Origin of the sequence: Gemmobacter megaterium (genome assembly GCF_900156815.1) — a bacterium.
Classification (GTDB): Bacteria; Pseudomonadota; Alphaproteobacteria; order Rhodobacterales; family Rhodobacteraceae; genus Wagnerdoeblera; species Wagnerdoeblera megaterium.
The window spans coordinates 190,656-211,901 of record NZ_FTOT01000007.1 but is presented as its reverse complement, the minus strand read 5'-3'; the positions used below and the strand labels follow the sequence as shown (position 1 = coordinate 211,901).

Below are 21,246 nucleotides of genomic sequence, written 5' to 3'. Positions count from 1 at the left end.
AAACATATTCAAGTTTCAATATGGGACGCGTTGTCACACCCGCTGCGGAGGGCGCCTTGAAGCTGACCAGCTATACCAACTACGCCCTGCGGACCTTGCAGATGGCGGCGATCCGCGCGCCGCATCTGGTGCGGATCGACGAGGTGGCGCAGGCGCATCGGATCAACCGCGCCCATCTGAGCAAGATCGTCCACCAGCTTGGGCAGGCAGGGTATCTGGATACGGTGCGCGGCCCGCGCGGGGGGCTGCGCCTGGCACGACCCGCAGGCGAGATCCTGGTGGGCGAGGTGGTCCGGCTGACAGAGGGGCCGCTTGATGTGGTCGAATGCTTCAGTGCGGAGCGCAACACCTGCAAGCTGCGTGGTGTCTGCCGGCTTTCGGCGAAGCTGCACGAGGCGGCGCGGGCATTCATGGCGGTTCTGGATGATCTGACCGTGGCCGACATTGCCTCGAACCGAACCGATCTGCTGGCGCGGCTGGGGCTGTCCGAGTCAACCGCTTGACGGCCGCCGGGTATTTCGGTGGCGGCGATGGCCCTGCGCCACACCCATCCTGAGGCCAGGACCGGACCACGACCTCCGACAGAGTTGACCATACGCCGCGGTCAAAGGGTGGGTTGAACAACTGCATCATGCGCGGGTTGCGTTGTGGGGCGTGCGTTGCTGCCGCCTTGCCTTGTGGCGCGAAACCGGCCATCTGGTGGATATCCCGCCACGAGGCCCGCACCGGATCATGACGTCGCACGACAAGACGCGCAAAGTGACCATGAAGGACGTGGCCCGTCAGGCACGGGTCGCCCTGGGAACCGTGTCGCGCATCGTCAATGGCAACGCCACCGTCACGCCCGAGTTGCGCAAGCATGTGGAAACGGTGATCGACCAGCTTGGCTATCGCCCGAATCCCACGGCCCGCACCCTGCGCACCAACCGCACCAACGCCATCGGCATCATTGTCACCGATCTGCGCCAGCCCATCGCCGCGCGTCTGGCGGCGGCCGCGTCCGAGGTGGTGCGGGGCAGGGGGTTCGCGCCGATCGTCGGCGATTTCCTGGGCGACACCCGCAGCGAAGAGACCTTGCTGCGCTTCATGGCCGAGCGCGGCGTTGACGGGCTGCTGCTGACCATCAGTTCGGACGAGGATCCGGTGCTGCTGGAGATGATCGAGGGGTTGGACATTCCCATCGTGCTGTGGGAACGCGACGCGGCGGGCCGCTTTCCGTCGGTGCGCAGTGATCACCGGCTGGGCGCGCGGCTGGCGGCGGCCAGCCTGATCGGGTTGCGGCGCCGGGTGCTGCTGGTGGCCGGGCATGAACAGACCTGGGTGGGCCGCGAACAAGTCGCCGGAGTGCAGGAGGGGTTGGCCGATCAAGCTGCGCTGGCGGTGGAACATACCGGACGCTTCAGCCCCGACAGGCTGGCCGTGGCCCTGGTCGGCCCGGACCGGCCCGATGCCGTGATCGCCAACATCCACGATATCCCCGCCATCATGGTTACCATCGCGCGATCAGGCCTGTCTTGCCCTGCTGACATCTCGGTCATTTCCATCGGCGATGATCCGTTCCTGGAAATTGCCAGCCCGGCGATTTCCGCCATCCGGCTGCGCCCCGATCTGGTGGGTGTCATGGCAGCCCAGGCGCTGATTGCCCGACTGGACCACAAGAAGGCTCGCCCCGCCCCGACGAGCGAGCTTGTCATATATGGAGCGGCTGAATGCGCAGGCGACCAAATGGGTGCCGCATGTCCGCCGGCTGCGCCCCGATATGGCCCGGGAGGATGTGCTGCGCATCGTCAACGCCCCCTGCCCGAGGCCCGGCGCTGGACGCAAAGCCGCCTGCTGCGCGCGGTGAAGGCTTATTTCAGAGACGGTCTTCTGCCCGAGACCGTGCTGTGCCGCGCCGGGCCCCGCGAGACGGATGACCGCCTGCCAGCCATCGTCGCCGCCATCAAGGGCGTGGATACCGACATAGCCCGGCAGGCGATCTTCGACCGGCTGGAGGCGATGCGCGAACGCACACCCCGCGGACGGACACGCTGGCAAACGTCATCGGTGAAGATGCTGCTGGAGCGGGCGGAGAGGTTGGGTTTGCTTTCGATACCTAGGTGATCTGAGCGATCGTCCGACCTTTATCCGCAGAAGAAGCAAGGAAGAGCTTCCCGCCGAGGATATTTTCGGTCTTTACGCAGGTGGCTGACCGCCGGATCTCGGCCTAGGAAGCCATGAACTCCGAAATCGCGGTTCTGATGCGACGAGCGAAGGCAGAGGACTTGAGCGTTCACATGCGAGATCTTCTGTGGATCACCGCGACGGGCGCGCGTGTTCGATTGACGCTCGCTAGGTTCCAGACTCATTGATTTTCAAAGCCAGAAGAGAACGGTCGCCGCGAGCGCGATGGCCGAGAGGAACACCTTCGGGCACCTGTCGTAGCGCGTGGCGACGCGTCGCCAGTCTTTCAACCTTCCGAACATGATCTTGATGCGGTTCCGGCGTTTGTAACGGCGCTTGTCGTAGCGGACGACCTTGCCGCGTGACTTCCGGCCCGGGATGCAGGCCCGTATGCCCTTGTCTTTCAACGCGTCTCTGAACCAGTCCGCATCATAGCCCCGATCCGCGAGCAGCCAGTCGGCGGTTGGCAAGCTGCTCAGCATCGCCGCGGCGCCGGTGTAGTCGCTGACCTCGCCCGTCGTCATGAAGAACCGGATGGGCCGCCCCGTCGCGTCGGTCACCGCGTGCAACTTGGTGTTCGGTCCGCCCTTTGTTCGACCGATCAGCCTGCCGCGCCCCCCTTTTTCACCCGCAGGCTCGAGGCCGTGCGGTGGGCTTTCAAATAGGTTGCGTCGATCATGATGGTCTTCTGCTCGCTGCCCTCAGCGGCCAGCCCCTCCATCATCCGGGCGAAGACCCCCTTGTCGCTCCACCGCTTCCAACGATTGTAGAGCGTCTTCGGCGGGCCATATTCCCTGGGCGCATCACACCACCGCAAGCCATTGCGATTGATAAAGATTATCCCGCTCAACACGCGCCGGTCATCGACGCGTGGCTTGCCGTGGGGCCTCGGGAAGAACGGCCGAAGCCGGTCCATCTGCGCGTCGGTCAGCCAGAAAAGATTGCTCATCATGCCCCCATCAGTTGGGGAGCGTGAATCACGCGGCCAAGGCAACCGCAAGACGATTAGTGGGTCCTGATGGTTTCTGCCCCTTCCAACGCAGCGCCAATCAGGCCCCGCGCCTCGGCCACCGAAAGGGTAACGGGCAGTGTCAGTTCGACGTGATCGCGATACTCTGGTCGCGGGGCGCTGAAATTGGTGATCCGCTGACGCGAGATCTGACTGTTGGGTACGATGACATATGTGCTGTCGCGTGTAACCAACCGCGTGGTGCGCCAACCGATTTCCTGCACCCGACCCTGCGCCAGCCCATCCTTTCGATATGGTCCTTTTTAAATTTGTTTCAACAGGTTGGCGAGCTGGCGTGTATCCGACCGGTTGCTGCCGGGCAGATCCGCGACGTGATCCGTTGCGCGCACGGCAGTGACGCTTTCATCGCTGGATAAGTGGCGATGCAGGCACCACGCGATAGCCCTGCCGGTCATCATAGTTGCACTCGGGTTGGAGTACAGGCTGGTGGAGGGCGGTTCTCGGTCGCGATCGAGGATGTCGTTCTGGTGCTGGTGCAGGGCAACCGTTGATTTTCAGGCAGGGTCAGCGGACAGTTGCACCTGTCAAACACGCATAGTGTCGATCGGCAACGCCGTTGTGATCTTGATACGTTCCATCGAGAACTTCGAGGTCACATTGCGGCAGGGCACGCGCTGCGTCAGGCCCAAGTAAAATGCGTCATAGGCCGCCATGCTGCCGACCACGACCTTCAGCAGATAGTCGATTTCGCCCGCCATGCGGTGGACTTCCTGGACCTCTGCCTGATCGGCGACCACTGAGGCAAAGGCAGCACGCCATTCCGGCGTATGGTCGGCGGCCTCGATCTCGACAAATACGGTCAGGGCAAGGCCGATGGCCGCCGGATCGACCAGGGCGACGCGGCGGGTGAGGATACCCGCCGCTTCCAGCTTTTGCACCCGTTTCCAGCACGGCGTCTGCGACAGGCCGACCCGCTCGGCCAGTTGCGCCACCGGCAATGTCGCATCGCGCATCAGCTCGAACAGGATGCGCCGGTCGATCCGGTCGAGAGCGGCTGAGGCTGTCATGCCGAAATGAACTCGCGTACGAAATCGCTGTTGGGCCGGGCTCGGATGTCTTCGGGCTTGCCAATCTGTTCGATACGACCCCCTGAACCTGACCCGGACATGACGACAACCAGATCGGCCAGTTCCATCGCCTCCTCCTGATCATGGGTCACGAATACCGTGGTGAGGCCGGTCGCGTCATGTATGTCGCGCAAGCCTTGCCGCAGTTCCTTGCGCACCTTGGCATCCAGCGCGCCGAAAGGCTCGTCCAGTAGCAACATGCGCGGCTCGATCGCCAGTGCGCGGGCCAGTGCCACGCGCTGCCGCTGCCCGCCCGACAGCTGGCTGGGAAAGCGCGCGCCGATATCCGGCAGGCGGATCAGATCCAGCAGCTTGTTGACCCGGCGCGATATTTCTGCCCCTGGCGGACGGGTCTTGCTGGGGCGGGCGCGCAGGCCATAGGCAATGTTCTCGAACACATTCATATGCCGGAACAGCGCATAGGACTGGAACACGAAACCGGCGCGACGATCCTGCACGGTCAGCCCGGTCGCATCCGCGCCGTCGAACAGCACCCGGCCCGTCGACGGGAATTCCAGCCCGCCGAGGATGCGTAGCAGCGTGGTCTTGCCCGAGCCCGAGGGACCAAGCAGCGCGACCAGCGTGCCCGAGGGGATGGCGAGCGAGACCGGATGCAGCGCCGCAGTGGTGCCGAATTGCTTGGCGATTTCTTCGATGTCGATATTCATCGGACTCTCCATCAATGGCGGTGGCTTGCGGCAAGCTGGTCGGCATACCGCCATTCCAGCGCCGTCTTGAGTGTGAGGGTGACAAAGGCCAGCAGCGCGAGAACGCCCGCCATCGTGAAGGCCGCGACCGAAAGATATTCATTGTAAAACATCTCGATCATCAGCGGCATGGTCGTGGTCTGGCCACGGATCTTGCCCGAGACGACCGCGACGGCACCAAATTCGCCCATCGCCCGCGCGTTGCACAACAGCACACCGTAAAGCAGCGCCCAGCGAATATTGGGCAGGGTCACGGTCAGGAAGGTGCGCCAGCCGCTTGCGCCGAGCGTCAGGGCGGCCTCCTCTTCTGCCCGGCCCTGCTCCAGCATGACAGGGATCAACTCGCGCGCCACGAAGGGAAAGGTGATGAACAATGTGGCCAGCACGATGCCCGGCACGGCAAAGACGATCGGGAAGCCCTGCGCGACCAACCATGCCCCAAGCGCAGAGTTGGCGCCAAACATCAGGACGAACAGCAAACCCGCCACCACGGGCGAGATGGAGAACGGCAGGTCGATCAGCGTGATCACCCAAGCCTTGCCGCGCCAGTCGAACTTTGTGACGGCCCAAGCGGCGGCGATGCCGAAAACGGCATTCAGCGGCACGGTGAGGGCTGCGACCAGCAGCGTCAGCCGGATCGCCGCCTGCGCATCCGGTTCGGAGAGCGAGGCCAGCGCAAATGCCCAGCCCCGGCGCAACGCTTCGTCAAACACGACCATCAGCGGCGCGACTAACAGGATCGCCAGCATCGCAAGGCAAAGGACGATCAACGCCCATCTGACCAGCGCGGGCTCGGTCGTGGCGGGGCGCCAGCGGTTGTGGGGGATATGCGTCATTATGGCCCTCCTCAGACCGCGCCCATCCGGCGACGGCTCCAGATCTGGATCAGGTTGATGGCAAGGAGCAGGGTGAAGGAGATGGTCAGCATCGCAATGGCGATGGCCACCGCGCCGTCATAGTCGAATTCCTCGAGTCGGATGACGATCAGCAGTGGCGCGATTTCGGTGACATTCGGAAGATTGCCCGCGATGAAGATCACCGAGCCGTATTCGCCGACAGATCGTGCCAGTGCGAGGGCAAAGCCTGTCAGCGCGCCAGGCGCCAGCATCGGCAGAACGATCCGCACCAGCGTGCGCAACCGCGAGGCGCCGAGCGTGGCCGAGGCTTCTTCGGTCTCGCGGTCGATCTCTTCGATCACCGGCTGCACAGTGCGCACGACGAAGGGCAGGCCCACAAAGATCAGCGCGATCCAGATCCCCCATTCTGTATAGGCGACGCGGATGCCGAAGGTGGACTGGATTGCCGAGCCGAACACGCCATTCGGCGCATAGATCGCTGTCAGGGCGATGCCGGCCACGGCGGTCGGCAGGGCAAAGGGCAGGTCGATCATCGCGTCGATGATCCGCTTGCCGGGAAAGCGGTAGCGCACCAGCACCCATGCCAACAGCACGCCGAACACCAGATTGAACAGCGAGGCGACGAATGCCGCGCGGAAGCTTAACCCCAGCGCCGACCAGACGCGCGGGCGGTTCACCACCTCCCACATCGCGCCGGCGCCGAAATCAATGAAACCGCGCCACAGCAGCACCGACAGCGGCAGCGCCACTATGACCGACAGCATCAAAGCCATGACGCCGAAGGAAAGCCCCCACCCCGGCATCGGGGTGGGCTGCCTGAGCAGGAAGGTTCGCGCCATCGGATCACTGCCCCTGATAGATCTGGTCGAAGATGCCGCCATCGCCGAAATGTTCGGGCTGCACTCTGGCCCAGCCGCCGAAATCGGCGATCGGCAGGCGTTCCAGTTCGGGAAAGCGGGCAACATCCTCCGCGGCCGCAGCCGAGATATCCCAGGCGCGGTAATAGTGGCGCAGCGCCATGGCCTGCGCCTCGGGGCTGTAAAGCTGCTCCAGATAGGCGGTGGCCAACGGGCGGTTGGCATCGGTCAGGCGACCTTCGACCAACGCGACCGGCGGCTCTGCCAAGACCGAAATCGAGGGCACGACGATATCGAACTGGTCGTCACCCAGTTCGGCCAGCGCGAGATAAGCCTCGTTTTCCCATGCCAGCAGCACATCTCCCAGGCCGCGCTGCGCGAAGGTGGTGGTCGATCCGCGCGCGCCGGTATCCAGCACCGGGACGTTGCGGTAGAGCGCGCCGACGAAGTCCTTGGGGTCCAGCCCGTTGCGATCCGCATAGCCCCAGGCGGCCAGATAGTTCCAGCGCGCGCCGCCCGATGTCTTGGGATTGGGGGTGATCACCTGCACCCCTTCGGCGATCAGGTCGTCCCAGTCGGTGATACCCTTAGGATTTCCCTCGCGCACCAGAAAGACGATGGTCGAGGTGTAGGGCGACGAATTATGCGGCAGGCGGGATTGCCAATCCTCGGGGATCAGATCGGTGCGGGCCGCGATCTGGTCGATATCGGAGGCCAGAGCCAGCGTGACCACCTGCGCGGCAAGTCCGTCGATCACCGCCCTGGCCTGAGCGCCGGATCCACCATGCGAGGTCTGGATCGTCGCTGCGGGGTTGCCCTGCGCCTGCCACCACCGCGCGAACCAGCCGTTATATTCGCGGTAGAATTCGCGGGTGGGGTCATAGCTGACATTCAACAGTGTATCGGCCCGCAGTTGCGAAGCACCGCCGCCCAGGGCGGACAGGCCAAGCAAGGCCGCGGCGATGATACCCTTCCAGCCGCTGGTCTGCGGGCCGGGGCGAGCCGGCGGATGGCCCGCGACGCGGCGCCCCCCGGCCTCGATCAGCAATCGGCCATCGGGCAGACGCTCGATCAGCGGACCCTGCGCCTGCACATGGGACGAGACGAAGACGGTATGGATCATGGCAAAGCCCCTTGTTGCTGTCAGAGGCATGACGGCCTCTCTGCGCTTAATCACGACATATTTGATAGATAAAAGCAATGAAATAATCACGCCAAATTTAGTCGTGAAAAGAGTGGATTGTTCTCTGCTGCCCGGATCCGGCACGAAAACAGCGCTCCGCAACATCGCCGAGGGCGCCATAAGACCCCAAACCATCACCCGGAAGGACAGCCGCTCCGCTGGAAATCGGTTCCGCACGGGAGGGCGTAGGCCCAAGCATGGTTGCCTTCCCGAGGCTCGTGGCATATGGTAGTCCAACAGAGCACCGGAGTTCTCATGGGCGTCCACAAGCAAAGCGTCAGCTTTACGGAATCCGCGTTCGACCATGTTCAGGCGCTGGTCGCAGCGGGCGAATATCCGAATGTCAGCGCCGCTGTTTCGGGCGAGCTCGCCCGCGCGCGATCTGCCCGCTTGCGCGATCAGGCTCTGCTTGAGGCCGAGGTTCAGCGACGTCTGGCCCTGCCGCCTGATCAGTGGCAAGCGATGGACAGCCCGGCCGATTTCACAGCCGAAGCCCGCGACTGGCTCGCACGGCGTTGATGCGCCTTCGCCGTCATCCCCTCGTGGCGCAGGATCTGCGCGCGATGGTCGGGCATGTCTACACGGTCAGCGGTGATGTCGATGCCGCTCTGCGCCGGTTGGATCAAGTCGAAGCGTTGCTGGCCGACATTCTTGCCCAACCGGCATTGGGGGCACGTCTTGGCGGGCCGCTGGCCGGCTGGCAGGTGCGCCATGGCGGGGTAGGGCGTGCGCTGACGGTGGTCTACCGCGTCGACGGCGACTGGATCTTGGTCGTACTGGTCGCCTTCGGCGGACAGGACTGGCTGACCCGCAGTTCAGATCGGAACGCATCAACCGGGTGGTGACGGCGACTTGGCGCGCGCTGGAGATCCTGATCGACGGCGTCTGAGTGTGGCGACCAGATCGTGCAGCTCCACGCCATCACGCTGCGGGGTCTGCGTTCTGTCGCAACTCATTGCTGGCGCAGAAATGGCCACGGCGGCCCGCGCTCTTGCGTGGGGCCGCAGGCTGGGCAAAAGGGGGCGCCTGTGGCACGGCGCCCCCAGGGGCTTTTCTGCGTTATCGCTTGCCGCCCAGCCGGGCCGGCATCTCCGCGCGCGGGATCTCGAAGCAGAGTTTGCGCTCTGACGGCCTGGGGATATAGGCCATCGTCAGCCCGGACGGCCGGATCGTGCCGACGGCCATCGAGGCCCGCTATGACCGCTGTCCAAAGGTCTTTCTCTCAGCCATCGCTCTCGCGGCAACCGACACCTACTGGTTATGAATCCTGACCCTAGGGTCAGCTAGCATCTCCGTGAAGTAAAGTGCTTTCCGCTCATGACACGGCCATGCGGTGCAGGCTGCGGAGATTGACCGCAATTCGAGCGGTATGCCTTCCCTTCAACTGACGCCGAAGTCGGCCTGCTCCAGCTGGAAAAAGCGCCGATCGGACCGGTCTAGACCGGGGCCATCGCCCCAATCCTGGCAATCCCCGCCGCCAGATTCAGTTGGAATGCGGGCAGGTCATCCTCAACGGCTGGAAACAACCGGACTTCCGGCGCCTGCCTCCTTTCGGGACAACCCTTGGCTCCTCATTCGTGTTCTTCAGCACCATTTTCCACTCAGCTTCGGGACGCATTCCGTTGTCATAATGGCTGAAGGCCACCTGCCCGCGATGCAGGGCGATCAGCGCTTCGGTCCATGACTCTTCCAGCAACCGCGCGGCGCTGGTGTGGCCGGGCAGGGGCAGGGTGATCTGGTCGTGGGCAGCCCGAGGCACGCTTCGGGGTGATCTCGGGGATGCCCGAAACTGCGGACACACTCGCGCGCGAATATGGGATCAGTCGCGACGATGCCGACGCTTTCGCTGTCCGCAGCCATGCCTATGCCGAGGCCGCCTGGCGCGCCGGGCGGTTTGACGCGGAGGTCGTGCCGGTCGAGGTGCCCGGCAAGAAGGGCGCCGTGACGCGGGTGACACGCGACGAAGGTATCCGCCCCGACACCACGGTCGAGAGTCTGGCAGGCCTGCGCGCGCTGCGCCCGGACGGGGTTTGCACCGCAGGCAACTCAAGTCAGCAGAACGATGCCGCAGCGGGCTGTCTCGTCGTGTCGGCGACCTATCTCGATCGCCACGGACTGGTTCCGATGGCGCGACTGCGAGGCTGGGGCGCCGCCGGATGCGATCCCGCGCGCATGGGCATCGGCCCGGTTCCTGCAACACGCAAGGCGCTTGAAAAATCCGGGGTGACGCTCGCGCAGATGGATCTGATCGAGCTGAACGAAGCCTTCGCCGCGCAGGCGCTTGCGGCACTCAAAGGGATGGGAGTCGAAGATCTTGGGCGGGTCAACGTGAACGGCTCGGGGATCTCGCTCGGCCATCCGATCGGCGCGACAGGAGTGCGCATCCTCGCAACCTTGCTGCACGAGATGGAGCGCCGCGAGGCCCGGTTTGGACTCGAGGCCATGTGCATCGGCGGTGGCATGGGCCTCGCGGCCGTGTTTGAACGGCCATGACAATCGTGGTCTCGTATCGCGCGCCACTCAAGCTCGATGCGCGGTGCGCCGAGAAGCGGCTGGACGGCGGAATGCTCGCGTCGCTGCGCGATGGCACGCGCATCATCGGCCAGTACGACAACAACGTGCAGTTCGGACAGCGCTGCGCGCTGCTCGTCTGGAACCGCCTCATCATGCCGATCGGCCGCTCCATCGTTCTTGAGCGCCAGCCCGGCGCGGATACGCAGGGCTATGCCGGCCTTGAGGATGGCGTCGATTATCACTGGTGGGATCTCGCCAAGACCGCCGGCCTCTCGACGCTGCTCGCCGTCGGCGCCGAGCTTGCCGTCAACGACGAGAACCGGCTTCTCCGCGCGATCCGTAGCGGCGGCCAGGACACGATCAACGATGCCGGCCAGCAGATCGTCCGCCGCCAGCTCAACGTCGCGCCGACCCTGACCATCCGGCCCGGCTTCCCGGTCCGCGTCATCGTCACGCGGGATCTGGTGCTCGAACCTTACAGGAGTTGACTATGACCAAGCTGAAACTAGGCCCTATCGCCGACGACAGCCCCCCGGATTCGCTCTATGGCAATGACCTGTGGGTGGCGAATGCCTTGGGCCGCAGCTTGAGCTGGTGGCACGCGAACCGAGAGACCCTTTACCTGGAGGGGTTCCCGAAGAAAGACCCGATCATCGGCCTGACTCCCAAGTCCATGGTCGAGAAATGGGTAGCGAATCGCGCGGCGATTGCCTCCAACCTTTCGATGCGCGGCACTTCTGCCGTGCAGCACACGAGAGGAAAGACCAATGCGATACGATGACAGGCTCTTGAGCGGCGCCGACCCGCTCTATGCGCCCGGCATGGATCAAGGGCGATACTGGAAGGCCCCGGCCCGCTACGTGAAGGCAGGATATGTCGTCAAGCGCGTCAGGCTTGAAGGGTCCGACCTGGAGAAAGCCGCGCGTTGCCGGGCGCTGACCCGAGAAATGCTCGAATGGTATGAGGGCGCGGAGAAGGTCGAGGCCGGAACATGGCAATGGCTGATCGGGCGTTATAAGGGTGACGAGTTCAGCCCGTTCCAAGAAGTGAAGCCAATCACCCGTGCGACCTATACCGCCGAAGTCGCCAAGATGGAGACCGGCATAGGGCAGGAGCGTCTGGCCGACTGGAACCAAGTCAGGATCAAGCAGTGGCATCGCGGGATGCTTTCGGAAGGCCGGAGCGTTGACTATGCCAAGCGCCAGGTCACGCAGTTGAGGATCGTCGTCAACTATGGGGCCCAGATCGAGAACGCAGAATGCGCCCGGCTGGCGTTCATCCTGTCGAAGATGGAGTTCCCATCGCCACAGCCGCGGCAGAAGGCTATGACGCGAGAGCAAGCCGAGGCGATTGTCGCGGCCGCAGATGCTGCGGGGCATGTGTCTTTCGGCACGGCAATTCTCCTGCTGTTTGAGACCGGGCTTCGTCAGGTCGATGTGCGGGGGCAGTGGCTGGATGCCGGGCAGTCTGATGGCGGCATTTCCAGCCGGGGCAAGCGGTGGGCCGATGGCCTGACATGGGACATGATTGACGCTGACGCCACGACCCTGCGCAAGATCACGTCCAAGACCGGCGCAGAGGCCGAATACAACCTGCTCGACCTGCCTGTCTTGCGGGTGTGGCTCAAGGCCATGGATCGCAAGGCCGGGCCGATCTTCACGATGCGGGACGGCACTCCCTACAAGACGCGGTATTTCAGCGCGCTATTCAGCCGGTTCCGCGAAAAGGCAGGAGTCCCGGAAGATGTGTGGCTGATGGACACGCGGGCCGGGGCGATTACCGAGGCCAAAGCGGCTGGCGCGAACCCGGCAGACATACGAGACCTTGCCGGTCACGCCGACATTCAGACGACGAACCGATACATGCGCGGCAGAAAAGACGGCACGGCGCGCGTGATCAAGCTGCGACAGGAACGGGCGTCATAATCCACGCCTGATCCAACATGATCCAATGCCTATGGCCGGTCTTTGTAAGTGATTGATTTTTGGCGCGCCCGGAACGATTCGAACGTCCGACCCTCAGATTCGTAGTCTGATGCTCTATCCAGCTGAGCTACGGGCGCGTTGTGGTGGCTTCTAGCGGTGGTGCAGGGGGTTTGCAAGGGTGAAAACGACAGGAATGTGCGGGTCAGCCCAATTGCTTGGGGGCGGGCAGTGTCATCAGGAATTCGGTACCTTCGGCGTCGCTGCGCAACAAGTCCAGCCTGCCGCCGTGCCCGCGTATCAGCTCGGCCGCGATGGCAAGACCAAGCCCGGTTCCCCCCTTCCGCGCGCCACCTTGAAAGGCTGCGAACAGGTTCTCGCGGGCTTTCTGTGGCAGGCCGGGGCCGGTATCGCCGATGCGCAGCCAGACCCCTGCGGCATCCTGACCCCCGCTCACCTCGATTTCGCCCGGCTTGCCGGTGGCCTCGATGGCCTGGCGGGCATTGCGAACCAGATTTGACAGAACGCGATACAGCTGCTCTCCGTCGGCCATGGCTGCCAGATTGTCCGGCAAGTCCACCAGCGCCGTCACGGTCCCGTCGCGCATCATCGATTCGGCCTCCAGCACTTCCTCGACCAGTGGGCGCAACGCCAGGCGGGCCAGCCGTGGCGGTGGTTCCTCGGCCTTGCCAAAGGCCAATGTGGTTTCGCACAGGGTGATGGCGCGGTTGAGCGATCCGATCAGCTTTGGCGCGGAACGGGCGACCATCGGATCGTCGCTGTCTTCCATCCGGTCGGCGAACAGCTGCGCGGAGGTCAGGATATTTCGCAGGTCGTGGCTGATCTTGGCCACCGCGCTGCCAAGTTGCGCCAGCCGTTCTTTCTGGCGCAGGGCACCTGTCAGTTGGGTCTGCAAGGTCTGCAAGGCTTCTTCCGCCTCGCGCAGTTCGCGGATCCGGGCGGTGGGCACGATGACGCTGCGCGCATCTTCGGGCGCTGCGGCATAGGCCGACATACTGGCAATCACGCGACCTATGGGGCGTACCATCAGCACTTGGACGGCGGTGAACAGCAAGACGGCGGTCGCGGCGGACACCAGGGCAGACATGGCCAGAATCCGCAGCCCGGACTCCAGCAAGGCTAGGCGCAAAGGCGCCGTTTCCGTCGTGATCTCGATCAGCGATCCGGCATCGTTGGTCGGTGTTCCGATGATGCGGATAACATGATTCCCGCTCCCGAGCATTGCGGCGAGGGCATCGGCCACCAAATCCCATACAGAGGCCAACCGAAGATCATAGGTTGCAACAATCGGCGAGGGGATGGGTGATGACAGAACAAGCTGCCGCACCTCGTCGCGCCGCAACACGACGTTGAACACACCGGCATTGGCCAGAAGCTCTGCTTCCAGCGACTCATCGATGACTGCATCTGTGGTCAGGCGGGCGAGCGCCGCGATCTGAGCCTTTTCAAGCCTCAAGAGCATCCAGTCCTCGCGGAATTTCGCGATATAGGGCAGGAAGATCAGCGTCTCTGCCAAAATCACGAAAACCACGGTCAGCGCCAGAAATCGCCCCGACAGGGTGTTCAGATCGTCCTCCGTCCCAATACTGCGGCGCCGTTGCCCGGTCGCGGTGATTTGTCCCGACGTTACCAGACCCCGCCGCGCTGCAACAGCGAAAGCAAGGGTAGGCCGGTGAATCGGCGAAAAAAGGCGTGGTCCGCGATTGACTTGCAGGGACGTGGCGTCTATGGACCGAGCCTTGATGACGGCGGCTCTCGAATCCATCGGGTGCGGGCCGCATGATCGACACGGAGAGCCGCGATGAAACGCACGTATCAACCCTCGAAGCTGGTCCGCAAGCGGCGCCACGGTTTCCGCGCCCGCATGGCCACCAAAGGTGGTCAGCTGGTGTTGGCCGCCCGCCGCGCCAAGGGCCGCAAGCGCCTTTGCGCTTGATTCCTGGCTAGGGCCGCAAGGTTCTGCCCGGATGTTGCGCCCGCAAGGGCAGGCAAGGCGCCGCATGCGGCGCTTTTTGTCGTTGACCATGGGATGGCCGGATGAAGACGTTGCAGCTTCGGGCCGACTTCCTGCGTGCAGCGCAGGGCAAGCGGCAAGGCACCGGCGGGTTTCTCTTGCAGGCGCGCCCGCGCGATGATGGTGCGGTATTGGTGCGCGTCGGATACACCGCATCGAAAAAGATCGGCAATGCGGTGATGCGCAACCGGGCAAAGCGCCGGATGCGGGCCCTTGCGCGCGAGGTGCTGGCGGGGCAGGGCAAGCCCGGCTGGGACTATGTGTTGGTCGCGCGCCCGCAGGTCACGGTCACACGAGACTACACCGATCTTCTGACGGATCTGAAATTTGCCTTGAAGCGTCTTCATGGGGCGCCGGAGTGAGCCCGCTCGCCCATGTTCTGGCGTTGCCTGTCAGGGCTTATCGCATCCTGCTGAGCCCATGGGTGGGGCATGGCTGCAGGTATCAGCCCACCTGCTCGGTCTACACGCTTGAAGCATTGGAGCGGCATGGCGCGTTCAAAGGCGGCTGGCTGGCCATGCGGCGGATCGTCAGTTGTCACCCCTGGGGCGGCCATGGCTATGATCCGGTTCCTGGGGCCGATCCGGAACACGACGCGCAGCACAAACATTGACCGACCAGGATTGCCGCCCGTTGAACGATGCGGCGTGGTCGGACGTCAGGCGCCGGGGGGCGTATCAGGCCCCCGAGGGTGTATGCCCCATTCGGCCAGGGCTTGGGCGCCGCCCTCGCCCGGCAAGGGTGGCGGGGCGGGCAATTCCGGGTTTGCATCGCGGAATCGCGGTGCCGGATTGGGTTGCAATACCCCGTTTGCGGTGACGTATACGCCTCTGGCGCGATTGTGGGGGTGGTCCGGCGCCTCGTCCAGGTCGAGGACGGGCGCGAAACACAGGTCGCCGCCTTCAAATATTTCGCACCAGGCGGCCCGGCTCTTGCTGACGAATATTGCCTCCAGTTCCGCCCGGTAGGCGGGCCAGTTGGCGCGATCGTCCCGTCCCTTGCGCCAGTCGTCCGGCAAATGCAGCGTCTGGATCAGAATCTCGAAGAACTGGGGCTCCAGTGGCGCGATGCTGACCCACCCTCCGCAGGCACAGCGATAGACCCCGTAATGCGGCGCCGCGCCGTCCAGCCGGTTGGCCCCGCGCTGCACCTGCCATCGGCCACGGGCGCGCTGGCCATGGATGAAGCCCATCAGCGCCGCAGTTCCGTCGCTGATCGCGGCGTCTATGACATCGCCTTTACCGGTGGTTCTGGCCCGCAAGAGGCCACATGCAATGCCATAGGCCAGCATCATGCCGCCCCCGCCAAAATCGCCCAGCAGGTTGAGCGGCGGAACCGGATCGCGCCCCGCCTCGCCCATGGCCCAAAGCGCGCCAGTGATGGCGATATAGTTGATGTCATGCCCTGCCGCCTGGGCCAGCGGACCCGTTTGCCCCCAGCCGGTCATTCGTCCATAGACAAGCGCGGGATTGCGCGCATGGCAATCCAGCGGGCCGAGCCCAAGTCGTTCCATCACGCCAGGCCGAAACCCCTCGATCAGCGCATCGGCCTTGGCCACCAGCGCCAATGCCGTCTCACGGCCCTCGGGGGACTTGAGATCCAGCACAACCGAGCGCCGCCCGCGTGACAGCACATCCGCCGCTGTTGTGGAATCCACCGGGCCGGGGCGGTCGATGCGCAGAATCTCGGCCCCCATATCCGCCAGCATCATACCGGCAAAGGGTCCAGGCCCGATCCCGGCAAATTCGATGATCCGTATCCCGTGCAGCGGCCCCATGCGTTCCTCCGGGCAAAGACACCGCGCCCCGCGATCCGGGGCGCGGTGGGTTTGTCTGTCAGGTCGTGACCGTGGCCAGGCCGTTGTTCAGCACGATCACATCCCGCTCTACGACCTTGCTGCGGAATGACACTTGCTCGCCATCCTGCCAGATCTCTGTGCGCAGCGTTTCACCGGGATAGACTGGGCTGGAGAAGCGCAGTTTCAAGGATCGGAACCGTGCCGGGTCATTCCCGCAACAGGTGCGCAGGATCGCATGACCCGCGACGCCCAGCGAACACAGGCCGTGCAGGATGGGTGCCTTGAAACCCGCCTTGCGGGCCACTTCGGGGCTGGCGTGCAGTGGGTTCGGGTCGCCGGACAGCCGATAGATCAGCGCCGAACTGGCCAACGTCGGCAGGTCAACGACGTGATCCGGGTCGCGATCCGGGAGTGCGTGCGGCGCGGGCGCCTCGGTCAATGTGCCACCCTGCCCACCATCGCCACGCGCGAAGCTGGTCGAGGTAAGCGTGGCAATCCGTTCGCCAGTCGCCGCATTGGTCAGCGTGCGCTCGACAAGGATCAGGGCTCCCTTGCCTTCGCCCTTGTCCAGAACCCCGCGCACCTTCGTGCGGCCAATGACCGTCGCGGCAGCGGGCAGGGAACGGTGCAGCTCCAGGCCCTGTTCACCATGGAGAACCTTGGTCCAATCCACGCCCGACCGCGGATCGCGTACCCAGAAGCCGGGGCCGGCCAGCACCACCGCCATGGTCGGCACAGCACGCAACTCGGGTTCTTCGAAGACAAAGGGCAGGTCGCCCGCATCCAGAGGGTCTATCCCGAAACCGACCCCCAGCGCATAAAGACAGGAATCGCGTTCGGTATAGGTGTGGACAACATCCTCGAACGCCCAGTTTGCTACAGCCTGAACGTCTATGGGCATCAGAGCGGATCCCAGCTGAAGATGTCGGCAGACCGTTCCAGCGGCGTAAGGCCGGACTTGAACGCGGGGAAGGCGTGTTCAAGGATGGTCTCAGGCGTCCAGCCATCACTTCGGCCCAGCCCGCGCACAGGGCGCGGCTGGTTGAACAGAAACACCTCGTCGCTGCGCACCCCGAAGATCTGTCCGGTGACATGCTGTGCCGCATCGGCCGACAGCGCGACCACCAGCGGGGCGATCTTGGCTGGCGTCATGCGCTTCATCCGCTCGACCCGCAGCTTCTCGGCCTCGGTCGTGGTGGGGATGGTGCCGATCAGGCGGCTCCAGGCAAAAGGAGCAAGGGCGTTCGAGGTCACGTTATAGCGGGCCATGTCCAGTGCCACCGACTTTGACAGACCGACGATGCCCAGTTTGGCAGCGGCATAGTTGGCCTGCCCGAAATTCCCGATCAGACCCGATGTCGAGGTCATGTGGATCATGCGCCCCGATTGCTGTTCGCGGAATCGCGTTGCCGCCGCGCGCGAGACGTTGAACGCACCTTTGAGGTGAACCGAGATCACCAGATCCCAATCTTCCTCTGTCATCTTGTGAAAGATCGAGTCGCGCAGGATGCCGGCGTTGTTCACGACAATGTCGATACGCCCAAAGGTATCGACTGCCTGATCGACCATGCCCCGCGCGGCTGCGCTGTCGGCGACGCTGTCAAAGTTCGCCACCGCCTCGCCGCCTGCCGATCTGATCGCGCCGACCACTTCGTTCGCGGGTGCATCGTCCTGGCCGTCGCCGCCGCCAGAACCGCCCAGATCGTTCACCACAACCTTTGCACCCCTGGCTGCCAGCAGCAGCGCGATTTCGCGCCCGACCCCACGCCCGGCCCCGGTGACCAGCGCGACCTTGCCGTCCAGAAGTTTGCCATCTGCCATCTTTGTATCCTCCCTGAACCGTCCGATCCGCGACCGGCCCCTTCGAGGAAATTAATTCACTTGTGATTGATACACAAGTGCACTAATTTTCCCGAAGAGTGCCGTGCGAGCAGGATCGCACCGGAAAAAGCCTGGCCAGCGGGGGAGTGGCGATGTTTCAGCGCACGATTTTCAATTCAGATCATGAAGCGTTCCGTGCGTCTGTCCGGCGGTTTGTCGAAGCCGAGATCGCACCGCACCACGCGCAATGGGAAAAGGAAGGCGAGGTCAGCCGTGATGCCTGGCTGAAGGCCGGAGAGGCGGGCCTTCTGTGTCCCGCCGTTCCAGAGGAATTCGGCGGCGCAGGCGCTGATTTCCTGTATTCCACCATCGTCCTGGAGGAACACTGCCGCGCGAATGCGCTGGGGCCGGGGTTCACCCTGCATTCCGATATCGTTGCGCCCTATATCCTGCACTACGGCACCGAAGAGCAGAAGCACCGCTGGCTTCCGGATATGGTGGCAGGCCGCACGATCGGTGCCATCGCCATGACCGAGCCTTCCGGCGGATCGGACGTGCAGAACATCCGCACCCGTGCCGATCGGGATGGCGACCATTTCGTTCTGAATGGCCAGAAGGTCTTCATCACCAATGGCTTCATGTGCGATCTGGTGATCGTTGCGTGCAAGACCGACCCTGCGCAGGGCGCAAAGGGCACCAGTCTGATCGTTGTCGAGGCCGGAACGCCCGGTTTCACCAAGGGTCGCAAGTTGGAAAAGATCGGCTGGAAGGCGCAGGATACCTCCGAGCTGTTTTTTGACAATGTGCGCGTGCCGGTCAGCAATCTGATCGGTGCCGAAGGGCGCGGTTTTGTCCAACTGATGGAGCAACTGCCGCAGGAGCGTCTGATTCAGGCGCTGCGTTGCTGTGCCACGATGGAGTCCGCGTTGCAGTGGACGGTCGATTACGTGACCGACCGCAAGGCATTCGGGCGCAGGATTGCGGATTTCCAGAACACCCGGTTCAAGCTGGCCGAGGTGAAGGCGCAGGTTCAGATGATGCGGGTGTTCACCGATCATTGCCTTGCCATGCACATGCGCGGAGAGCTGGATTCGACCGATGCCGCCATGGCCAAGATGTTGTCGACCGAGATGCAAAGCCGGGTTCTGGACGAACTTTTGCAGCTTTTCGGCGGCTATGGATACATGTGGGAATATCCGATTGCCCGCGCCTGGGCCGATAGCCGCATGGCCCGCATTGCAGGGGGTACCGGCGAGATCATGCGTGAGATCATCGGTCGCTCGGTCCTGGGCAAGTCATGATCCGGCTGACGGATTTTGTGGAAAAGGCGGCGCGCAGCTGGCCCGAGCGCCCCGCAGTGACGACGACCGAAGGAAGCAGCCTGACCTGGGCGCAGCTATGGGCACGTATCAGGGCGCTGGCGCGGGTGCTGCATCATGCGGGCGTCCGGCCAGGCGACCGGGTCGCCTGGCTGGGGTTCAACGGTATTCCGGCGGTTGAATGCTACTATGCCCCGGCCCTGATCGGGGCGATTGCCGTTCCGCTGAACTTCCGCCTCTCGATGCCGGAATTGCACGGTGTGGCAGAGGACTGCCGCCCCCGGATCCTGATCAGCGATCCGACCCACCAGGAGGCGGCCATCGCCCTGCGCGAGACCTGTCCCTTCATCGAGCGGGTGTTCGTCACAGGTGATCAGCCATCTGCCTTGGGCTGCGAAGGTTATGAGGCGGCTTTGGCCGATCCTGGCCCAGCGGTGGATTTCGCACCTCTGACCAGCGGCGACAGCGATCCGCTGATCCTGTTCTACACATCGGGCACGACGGGTCGGCCCAAGGGCGTGATGACCTCGCACGCGAACCTTTATGCCAATGCGATGGGCACGGCATATCACTTTGGTCTTGCGGGTGGGCGCACGCATTTTGTGACCGGGCCGATGTTTCACACTGCGCCGGGTGCGCGGATCTTTGCCGCGCCGCTGTTCGGAACGCATCTGGTGCTGATCCCGCAGTTCGACATTCCGACCCTGCTTGCGGCTATCGAACATCATCGGGTGGAGCTGTTGCAGTTCGTGCCCACCATGATGGCCATGCTGCTGGACCACCCCGACCTTCACCGCCACGATCTATCGTCGCTGCGCGATCTGACGTATGGGGCGGCGCCGATTTCGGTGGCGCTGTTGCGCCGGGCCTTGGCGGCCTTTCCCGGCGCCCGCTTCTGGCAGGCCTTTGGCATGACCGAGGCCGCGCCCATCGTCACCGTGCTGACAGCGGCGGAACATGTGACCGAAGGGCAGGGTGTGGCGCGGTTGGCAAGCATCGGGCGGCCGGTGGCCTATTGCGATCTGCGCATCCTTGATCCGCAGGGACGGGATGTTCCACGCGGCAGCACCGGCGAAATCGTGGTGCGTGGCCCCAACATCATGCAAGGGTACTGGAACCGTCCCGATGAAACCGCCGCCGTGTTGCGCGATGGCTGGTATCATACCGGCGACGGCGGCTACCAGGATGACGAAGGCTATGTCTTTCTTGCTGGCCGGATCAAGGACATGATCATCACCGGCGGCGAGAATGTCTATCCCATCGAGGTCGAGGACGTGCTGGCCCATCACCCTGCTGTGGCCTCTTGCGCCGTCATCGGCGTGCCGGACGCTACATGGGGTGAGCGGGTTCTGGGCGTGGTCTGCCTGCGCCCTGGTGCTACGGCCAGCGACAAGGAGTTGATAGACTGGGCCCGCACACGGCTGGCTCATTACAAATGCCCCAGCCGCATCGCTTTTCTTGGCGGTGACATGCCGCTGACCACGGTCGGCAAGATCGACAAACAGACGCTGCGCGCCCGATTTGCAAAGGAGACGCCATGAGCCTGTCGCCAATTCAGGTTTCGCAGGGTTTCAATCTGATGCTGGGTGTCCAACTGCTGGACTGGACCGCCCAAGGTGTCACCGGACAAATGCGCCTGCGGGCCGACATGCTGAACAGTGCAGGCATCGCACATGGCGGGGTCTATTGCAGCTTGCTGGATTTTGCCTGCGGTGTCGCGGGATGCCATGCCCCGGAGGGCGAGCCGCGCAAGTTCTGCGTCACGCTGAGCCTGAACACCAACTTCATCGCATCTGCGGTCGAGGGAGACTTGCTGACAGTCCGCGCCCGTCGTGTCGGCGGTGGATCGCGGCTGTTCTTTGCCGAGGCTGAAATCCACAACGAGGATGGCGCGCTGCTGGCCAAGGGATCTGGTGCATTCCGCCACATCTCGCCGCGAAATCAGGACATGAGAGGATAGCGCCCCGCGCGGG

The 21,246-nt window shown here is 63.9% G+C and carries 23 protein-coding genes, 1 tRNA gene and 4 pseudogenes; 16 read left to right on the top strand and 12 right to left on the bottom strand.

Going from position 1 to position 21,246, the window contains the following annotated elements; all coding sequences use genetic code 11:
- The first annotated feature begins 56 nt into the window (after positions 1-56).
- The 3 genes and pseudogenes from BW970_RS16260 to BW970_RS20570 form a co-directional block, all read left to right on the top strand.
- A complete protein-coding gene (locus tag BW970_RS16260; protein WP_076533427.1) occupies positions 57-503 on the top strand; it encodes an Rrf2 family transcriptional regulator in 447 nt (148 codons plus the stop codon).
- Between the two features lie 229 nt (positions 504-732).
- A pseudogene (locus BW970_RS21125) lies at positions 733-1,671 on the top strand (LacI family DNA-binding transcriptional regulator); the annotation flags it as partial.
- A 22-nt stretch (positions 1,672-1,693) separates the two neighbouring features.
- Positions 1,694-2,103, top strand: a pseudogene (locus BW970_RS20570) (recombinase family protein); the annotation flags it as partial.
- A 251-nt stretch (positions 2,104-2,354) separates the two neighbouring features.
- On the opposite strand, the gene BW970_RS20345 reads toward BW970_RS20570, so the two are convergent.
- From BW970_RS20345 to BW970_RS16205, 7 genes are all read right to left on the bottom strand, one after another.
- Positions 2,355-3,112, bottom strand: a protein-coding gene (locus tag BW970_RS20345; RefSeq protein ID WP_144038974.1) for an IS5 family transposase whose coding sequence is annotated in 2 segments (ribosomal slippage) — positions 2,355-2,791 and positions 2,791-3,112 — 759 coding nt in all. Because the reading frame shifts where the segments join, the coding sequence is not laid out codon by codon here.
- A gap of 56 nt (positions 3,113-3,168) precedes the next feature.
- Complete coding sequence (locus tag BW970_RS21345) at positions 3,169-3,396, bottom strand: mechanosensitive ion channel family protein (RefSeq protein WP_229740540.1); 228 nt, start codon at positions 3,394-3,396, stop codon at positions 3,169-3,171.
- Positions 3,397-3,717: 321 nt separating this feature from the next.
- Complete coding sequence (locus tag BW970_RS16225) at positions 3,718-4,200, bottom strand: Lrp/AsnC family transcriptional regulator (RefSeq protein WP_076533356.1); 483 nt, start codon at positions 4,198-4,200, stop codon at positions 3,718-3,720.
- Positions 4,197-4,928: a sulfate/molybdate ABC transporter ATP-binding protein gene (locus BW970_RS16220; protein WP_076533350.1), complete on the bottom strand. Its 732-nt coding sequence runs from the start codon at positions 4,926-4,928 to the stop codon at positions 4,197-4,199. The genes BW970_RS16225 and BW970_RS16220 overlap by 4 nt, the downstream gene beginning before the upstream one ends.
- 11 nt (positions 4,929-4,939) lie before the next feature.
- Positions 4,940-5,803, bottom strand: a complete 864-nt coding sequence (cysW, locus tag BW970_RS16215; protein WP_076533348.1) for a sulfate ABC transporter permease subunit CysW — start codon at positions 5,801-5,803, stop codon at positions 4,940-4,942.
- An 11-nt stretch (positions 5,804-5,814) separates the two neighbouring features.
- Positions 5,815-6,663: a sulfate ABC transporter permease subunit CysT gene (gene cysT / locus BW970_RS16210; RefSeq protein ID WP_076533346.1), complete on the bottom strand. Its 849-nt coding sequence runs from the start codon at positions 6,661-6,663 to the stop codon at positions 5,815-5,817.
- Positions 6,664-6,667: 4 nt separating this feature from the next.
- A complete protein-coding gene (locus BW970_RS16205) occupies positions 6,668-7,804 on the bottom strand; it encodes a sulfate ABC transporter substrate-binding protein (protein WP_076533345.1) in 1,137 nt (378 codons plus the stop codon).
- 315 nt (positions 7,805-8,119) lie between these two features.
- On the opposite strand from BW970_RS16205, the gene BW970_RS16200 reads away from it, so the two are divergent.
- From BW970_RS16200 to BW970_RS16175, 7 genes and pseudogenes are all read left to right on the top strand, one after another.
- Positions 8,120-8,383, top strand: coding sequence for a hypothetical protein (locus tag BW970_RS16200; protein ID WP_076533343.1), 264 nt, complete (start codon positions 8,120-8,122; stop codon positions 8,381-8,383).
- Positions 8,383-8,709 carry a type II toxin-antitoxin system RelE/ParE family toxin gene (locus BW970_RS16195; protein ID WP_076533342.1) on the top strand — a complete coding sequence of 109 codons (327 nt, stop codon included), beginning with the start codon at positions 8,383-8,385 and terminating at the stop codon, positions 8,707-8,709. The genes BW970_RS16200 and BW970_RS16195 overlap by 1 nt, the downstream gene beginning before the upstream one ends.
- A 338-nt stretch (positions 8,710-9,047) precedes the next feature.
- Positions 9,048-9,128: pseudogene (locus BW970_RS21340) on the top strand (IS5/IS1182 family transposase); the annotation flags it as partial.
- A 515-nt stretch (positions 9,129-9,643) separates the two neighbouring features.
- Positions 9,644-10,357 carry an acetyl-CoA C-acyltransferase gene (locus BW970_RS16190; RefSeq protein WP_076533340.1) on the top strand — a complete coding sequence of 238 codons (714 nt, stop codon included), beginning with the start codon at positions 9,644-9,646 and terminating at the stop codon, positions 10,355-10,357.
- A gap of 89 nt (positions 10,358-10,446) precedes the next feature.
- A pseudogene (locus BW970_RS16185) lies at positions 10,447-10,866 on the top strand (TrbI/VirB10 family protein); the annotation flags it as partial.
- Between the two features lie 2 nt (positions 10,867-10,868).
- The gene (locus BW970_RS16180; protein WP_076533339.1) at positions 10,869-11,159 is read left to right on the top strand and encodes a hypothetical protein; all 291 of its coding nucleotides are present in this window, start codon (positions 10,869-10,871) and stop codon (positions 11,157-11,159) included.
- The gene (locus BW970_RS16175) at positions 11,146-12,303 is read left to right on the top strand and encodes a tyrosine-type recombinase/integrase (RefSeq protein ID WP_083701328.1); all 1,158 of its coding nucleotides are present in this window, start codon (positions 11,146-11,148) and stop codon (positions 12,301-12,303) included. The genes BW970_RS16180 and BW970_RS16175 overlap by 14 nt, the downstream gene beginning before the upstream one ends.
- A 60-nt stretch (positions 12,304-12,363) precedes the next feature.
- Here BW970_RS16175 and BW970_RS16170 read toward each other — a convergent pair.
- Both BW970_RS16170 and BW970_RS16165 read right to left on the bottom strand, forming a co-directional pair.
- Positions 12,364-12,440 (bottom strand) — tRNA-Arg (locus BW970_RS16170).
- Positions 12,441-12,505: 65 nt separating this feature from the next.
- A complete protein-coding gene (locus tag BW970_RS16165; protein ID WP_229740539.1) occupies positions 12,506-13,852 on the bottom strand; it encodes a sensor histidine kinase in 1,347 nt (448 codons plus the stop codon).
- Positions 13,853-14,122: 270 nt separating this feature from the next.
- Between BW970_RS16165 and rpmH the strand changes: the two genes are divergently transcribed.
- The 3 genes from rpmH (at position 14,123) to yidD (ending at position 14,948) form a co-directional block, all read left to right on the top strand.
- A complete protein-coding gene (gene rpmH / locus BW970_RS16160; RefSeq protein WP_028029547.1) occupies positions 14,123-14,257 on the top strand; it encodes a 50S ribosomal protein L34 in 135 nt (44 codons plus the stop codon).
- Positions 14,258-14,358: 101 nt separating this feature from the next.
- Entirely contained in the window at positions 14,359-14,697 is a 339-nt protein-coding gene (gene rnpA / locus BW970_RS16155) for a ribonuclease P protein component (protein ID WP_076533337.1), read from the top strand.
- Positions 14,694-14,948: a membrane protein insertion efficiency factor YidD gene (gene yidD, locus BW970_RS16150; RefSeq protein WP_076533335.1), complete on the top strand. Its 255-nt coding sequence runs from the start codon at positions 14,694-14,696 to the stop codon at positions 14,946-14,948. The genes rnpA and yidD overlap by 4 nt, the downstream gene beginning before the upstream one ends.
- A gap of 45 nt (positions 14,949-14,993) precedes the next feature.
- On the opposite strand, the gene BW970_RS16145 is transcribed toward yidD, so the two are convergent.
- From BW970_RS16145 to BW970_RS16135, 3 genes are read right to left on the bottom strand one after another with little or no spacing between them, the layout of a single operon-like run.
- Positions 14,994-16,112 carry a CaiB/BaiF CoA transferase family protein gene (locus BW970_RS16145; protein ID WP_076533334.1) on the bottom strand — a complete coding sequence of 373 codons (1,119 nt, stop codon included), beginning with the start codon at positions 16,110-16,112 and terminating at the stop codon, positions 14,994-14,996.
- A 58-nt stretch (positions 16,113-16,170) separates the two neighbouring features.
- Complete coding sequence (locus BW970_RS16140) at positions 16,171-17,034, bottom strand: MaoC/PaaZ C-terminal domain-containing protein (protein WP_076533332.1); 864 nt, start codon at positions 17,032-17,034, stop codon at positions 16,171-16,173.
- Positions 17,034-17,954 carry an SDR family NAD(P)-dependent oxidoreductase gene (locus BW970_RS16135; protein ID WP_076533331.1) on the bottom strand — a complete coding sequence of 307 codons (921 nt, stop codon included), beginning with the start codon at positions 17,952-17,954 and terminating at the stop codon, positions 17,034-17,036. Before BW970_RS16135 ends, BW970_RS16140 begins: the two co-directional genes overlap by 1 nt.
- A gap of 152 nt (positions 17,955-18,106) precedes the next feature.
- Here BW970_RS16135 and BW970_RS16130 point away from each other — a divergent pair, with 152 nt between their 5' ends.
- From BW970_RS16130 to BW970_RS16120, 3 genes are read left to right on the top strand one after another with little or no spacing between them, the layout of a single operon-like run.
- Complete coding sequence (locus tag BW970_RS16130; protein ID WP_076533329.1) at positions 18,107-19,255, top strand: acyl-CoA dehydrogenase family protein; 1,149 nt, start codon at positions 18,107-18,109, stop codon at positions 19,253-19,255.
- Positions 19,252-20,814, top strand: coding sequence for a class I adenylate-forming enzyme family protein (locus tag BW970_RS16125; protein ID WP_083701326.1), 1,563 nt, complete (start codon positions 19,252-19,254; stop codon positions 20,812-20,814). Before BW970_RS16130 ends, BW970_RS16125 begins: the two co-directional genes overlap by 4 nt.
- Entirely contained in the window at positions 20,811-21,233 is a 423-nt protein-coding gene (locus BW970_RS16120) for a PaaI family thioesterase (protein WP_083701325.1), read from the top strand. Before BW970_RS16125 ends, BW970_RS16120 begins: the two co-directional genes overlap by 4 nt.
- The last annotated feature ends 13 nt before the right edge of the window (positions 21,234-21,246 follow it).

What these genes read in the sequence shown, in the direction of transcription:
- BW970_RS16180 (WP_076533339.1), top strand. Translation starts at nt 10,869, where the DNA reads ATGACCAAGCTGAAACTAGGCCCTATCGCCGACGACAGCCCCCCGGAT.
- BW970_RS16135 (WP_076533331.1), bottom strand. Translation starts at nt 17,954, where the DNA reads ATGGCAGATGGCAAACTTCTGGACGGCAAGGTCGCGCTGGTCACCGGG.
- BW970_RS16190 (WP_076533340.1), top strand. Translation starts at nt 9,644, where the DNA reads ATGCCCGAAACTGCGGACACACTCGCGCGCGAATATGGGATCAGTCGC.
- BW970_RS16175 (WP_083701328.1), top strand. Translation starts at nt 11,146, where the DNA reads ATGCGATACGATGACAGGCTCTTGAGCGGCGCCGACCCGCTCTATGCG.
- BW970_RS16225 (WP_076533356.1), bottom strand. Translation starts at nt 4,200, where the DNA reads ATGACAGCCTCAGCCGCTCTCGACCGGATCGACCGGCGCATCCTGTTC.
- BW970_RS16140 (WP_076533332.1), bottom strand. Translation starts at nt 17,034, where the DNA reads ATGCCCATAGACGTTCAGGCTGTAGCAAACTGGGCGTTCGAGGATGTT.
- BW970_RS16195 (WP_076533342.1), top strand. Translation starts at nt 8,383, where the DNA reads ATGCGCCTTCGCCGTCATCCCCTCGTGGCGCAGGATCTGCGCGCGATG.
- BW970_RS16120 (WP_083701325.1), top strand. Translation starts at nt 20,811, where the DNA reads ATGAGCCTGTCGCCAATTCAGGTTTCGCAGGGTTTCAATCTGATGCTG.
- BW970_RS16205 (WP_076533345.1), bottom strand. Translation starts at nt 7,804, where the DNA reads ATGATCCATACCGTCTTCGTCTCGTCCCATGTGCAGGCGCAGGGTCCG.
- BW970_RS16130 (WP_076533329.1), top strand. Translation starts at nt 18,107, where the DNA reads ATGTTTCAGCGCACGATTTTCAATTCAGATCATGAAGCGTTCCGTGCG.
- rpmH (WP_028029547.1), top strand. Translation starts at nt 14,123, where the DNA reads ATGAAACGCACGTATCAACCCTCGAAGCTGGTCCGCAAGCGGCGCCAC.
- rnpA (WP_076533337.1), top strand. Translation starts at nt 14,359, where the DNA reads ATGAAGACGTTGCAGCTTCGGGCCGACTTCCTGCGTGCAGCGCAGGGC.
- BW970_RS16145 (WP_076533334.1), bottom strand. Translation starts at nt 16,112, where the DNA reads ATGGGGCCGCTGCACGGGATACGGATCATCGAATTTGCCGGGATCGGG.
- cysW (WP_076533348.1), bottom strand. Translation starts at nt 5,803, where the DNA reads ATGACGCATATCCCCCACAACCGCTGGCGCCCCGCCACGACCGAGCCC.
- BW970_RS16220 (WP_076533350.1), bottom strand. Translation starts at nt 4,928, where the DNA reads ATGAATATCGACATCGAAGAAATCGCCAAGCAATTCGGCACCACTGCG.
- BW970_RS16200 (WP_076533343.1), top strand. Translation starts at nt 8,120, where the DNA reads ATGGGCGTCCACAAGCAAAGCGTCAGCTTTACGGAATCCGCGTTCGAC.
- cysT (WP_076533346.1), bottom strand. Translation starts at nt 6,663, where the DNA reads ATGGCGCGAACCTTCCTGCTCAGGCAGCCCACCCCGATGCCGGGGTGG.
- BW970_RS16125 (WP_083701326.1), top strand. Translation starts at nt 19,252, where the DNA reads ATGATCCGGCTGACGGATTTTGTGGAAAAGGCGGCGCGCAGCTGGCCC.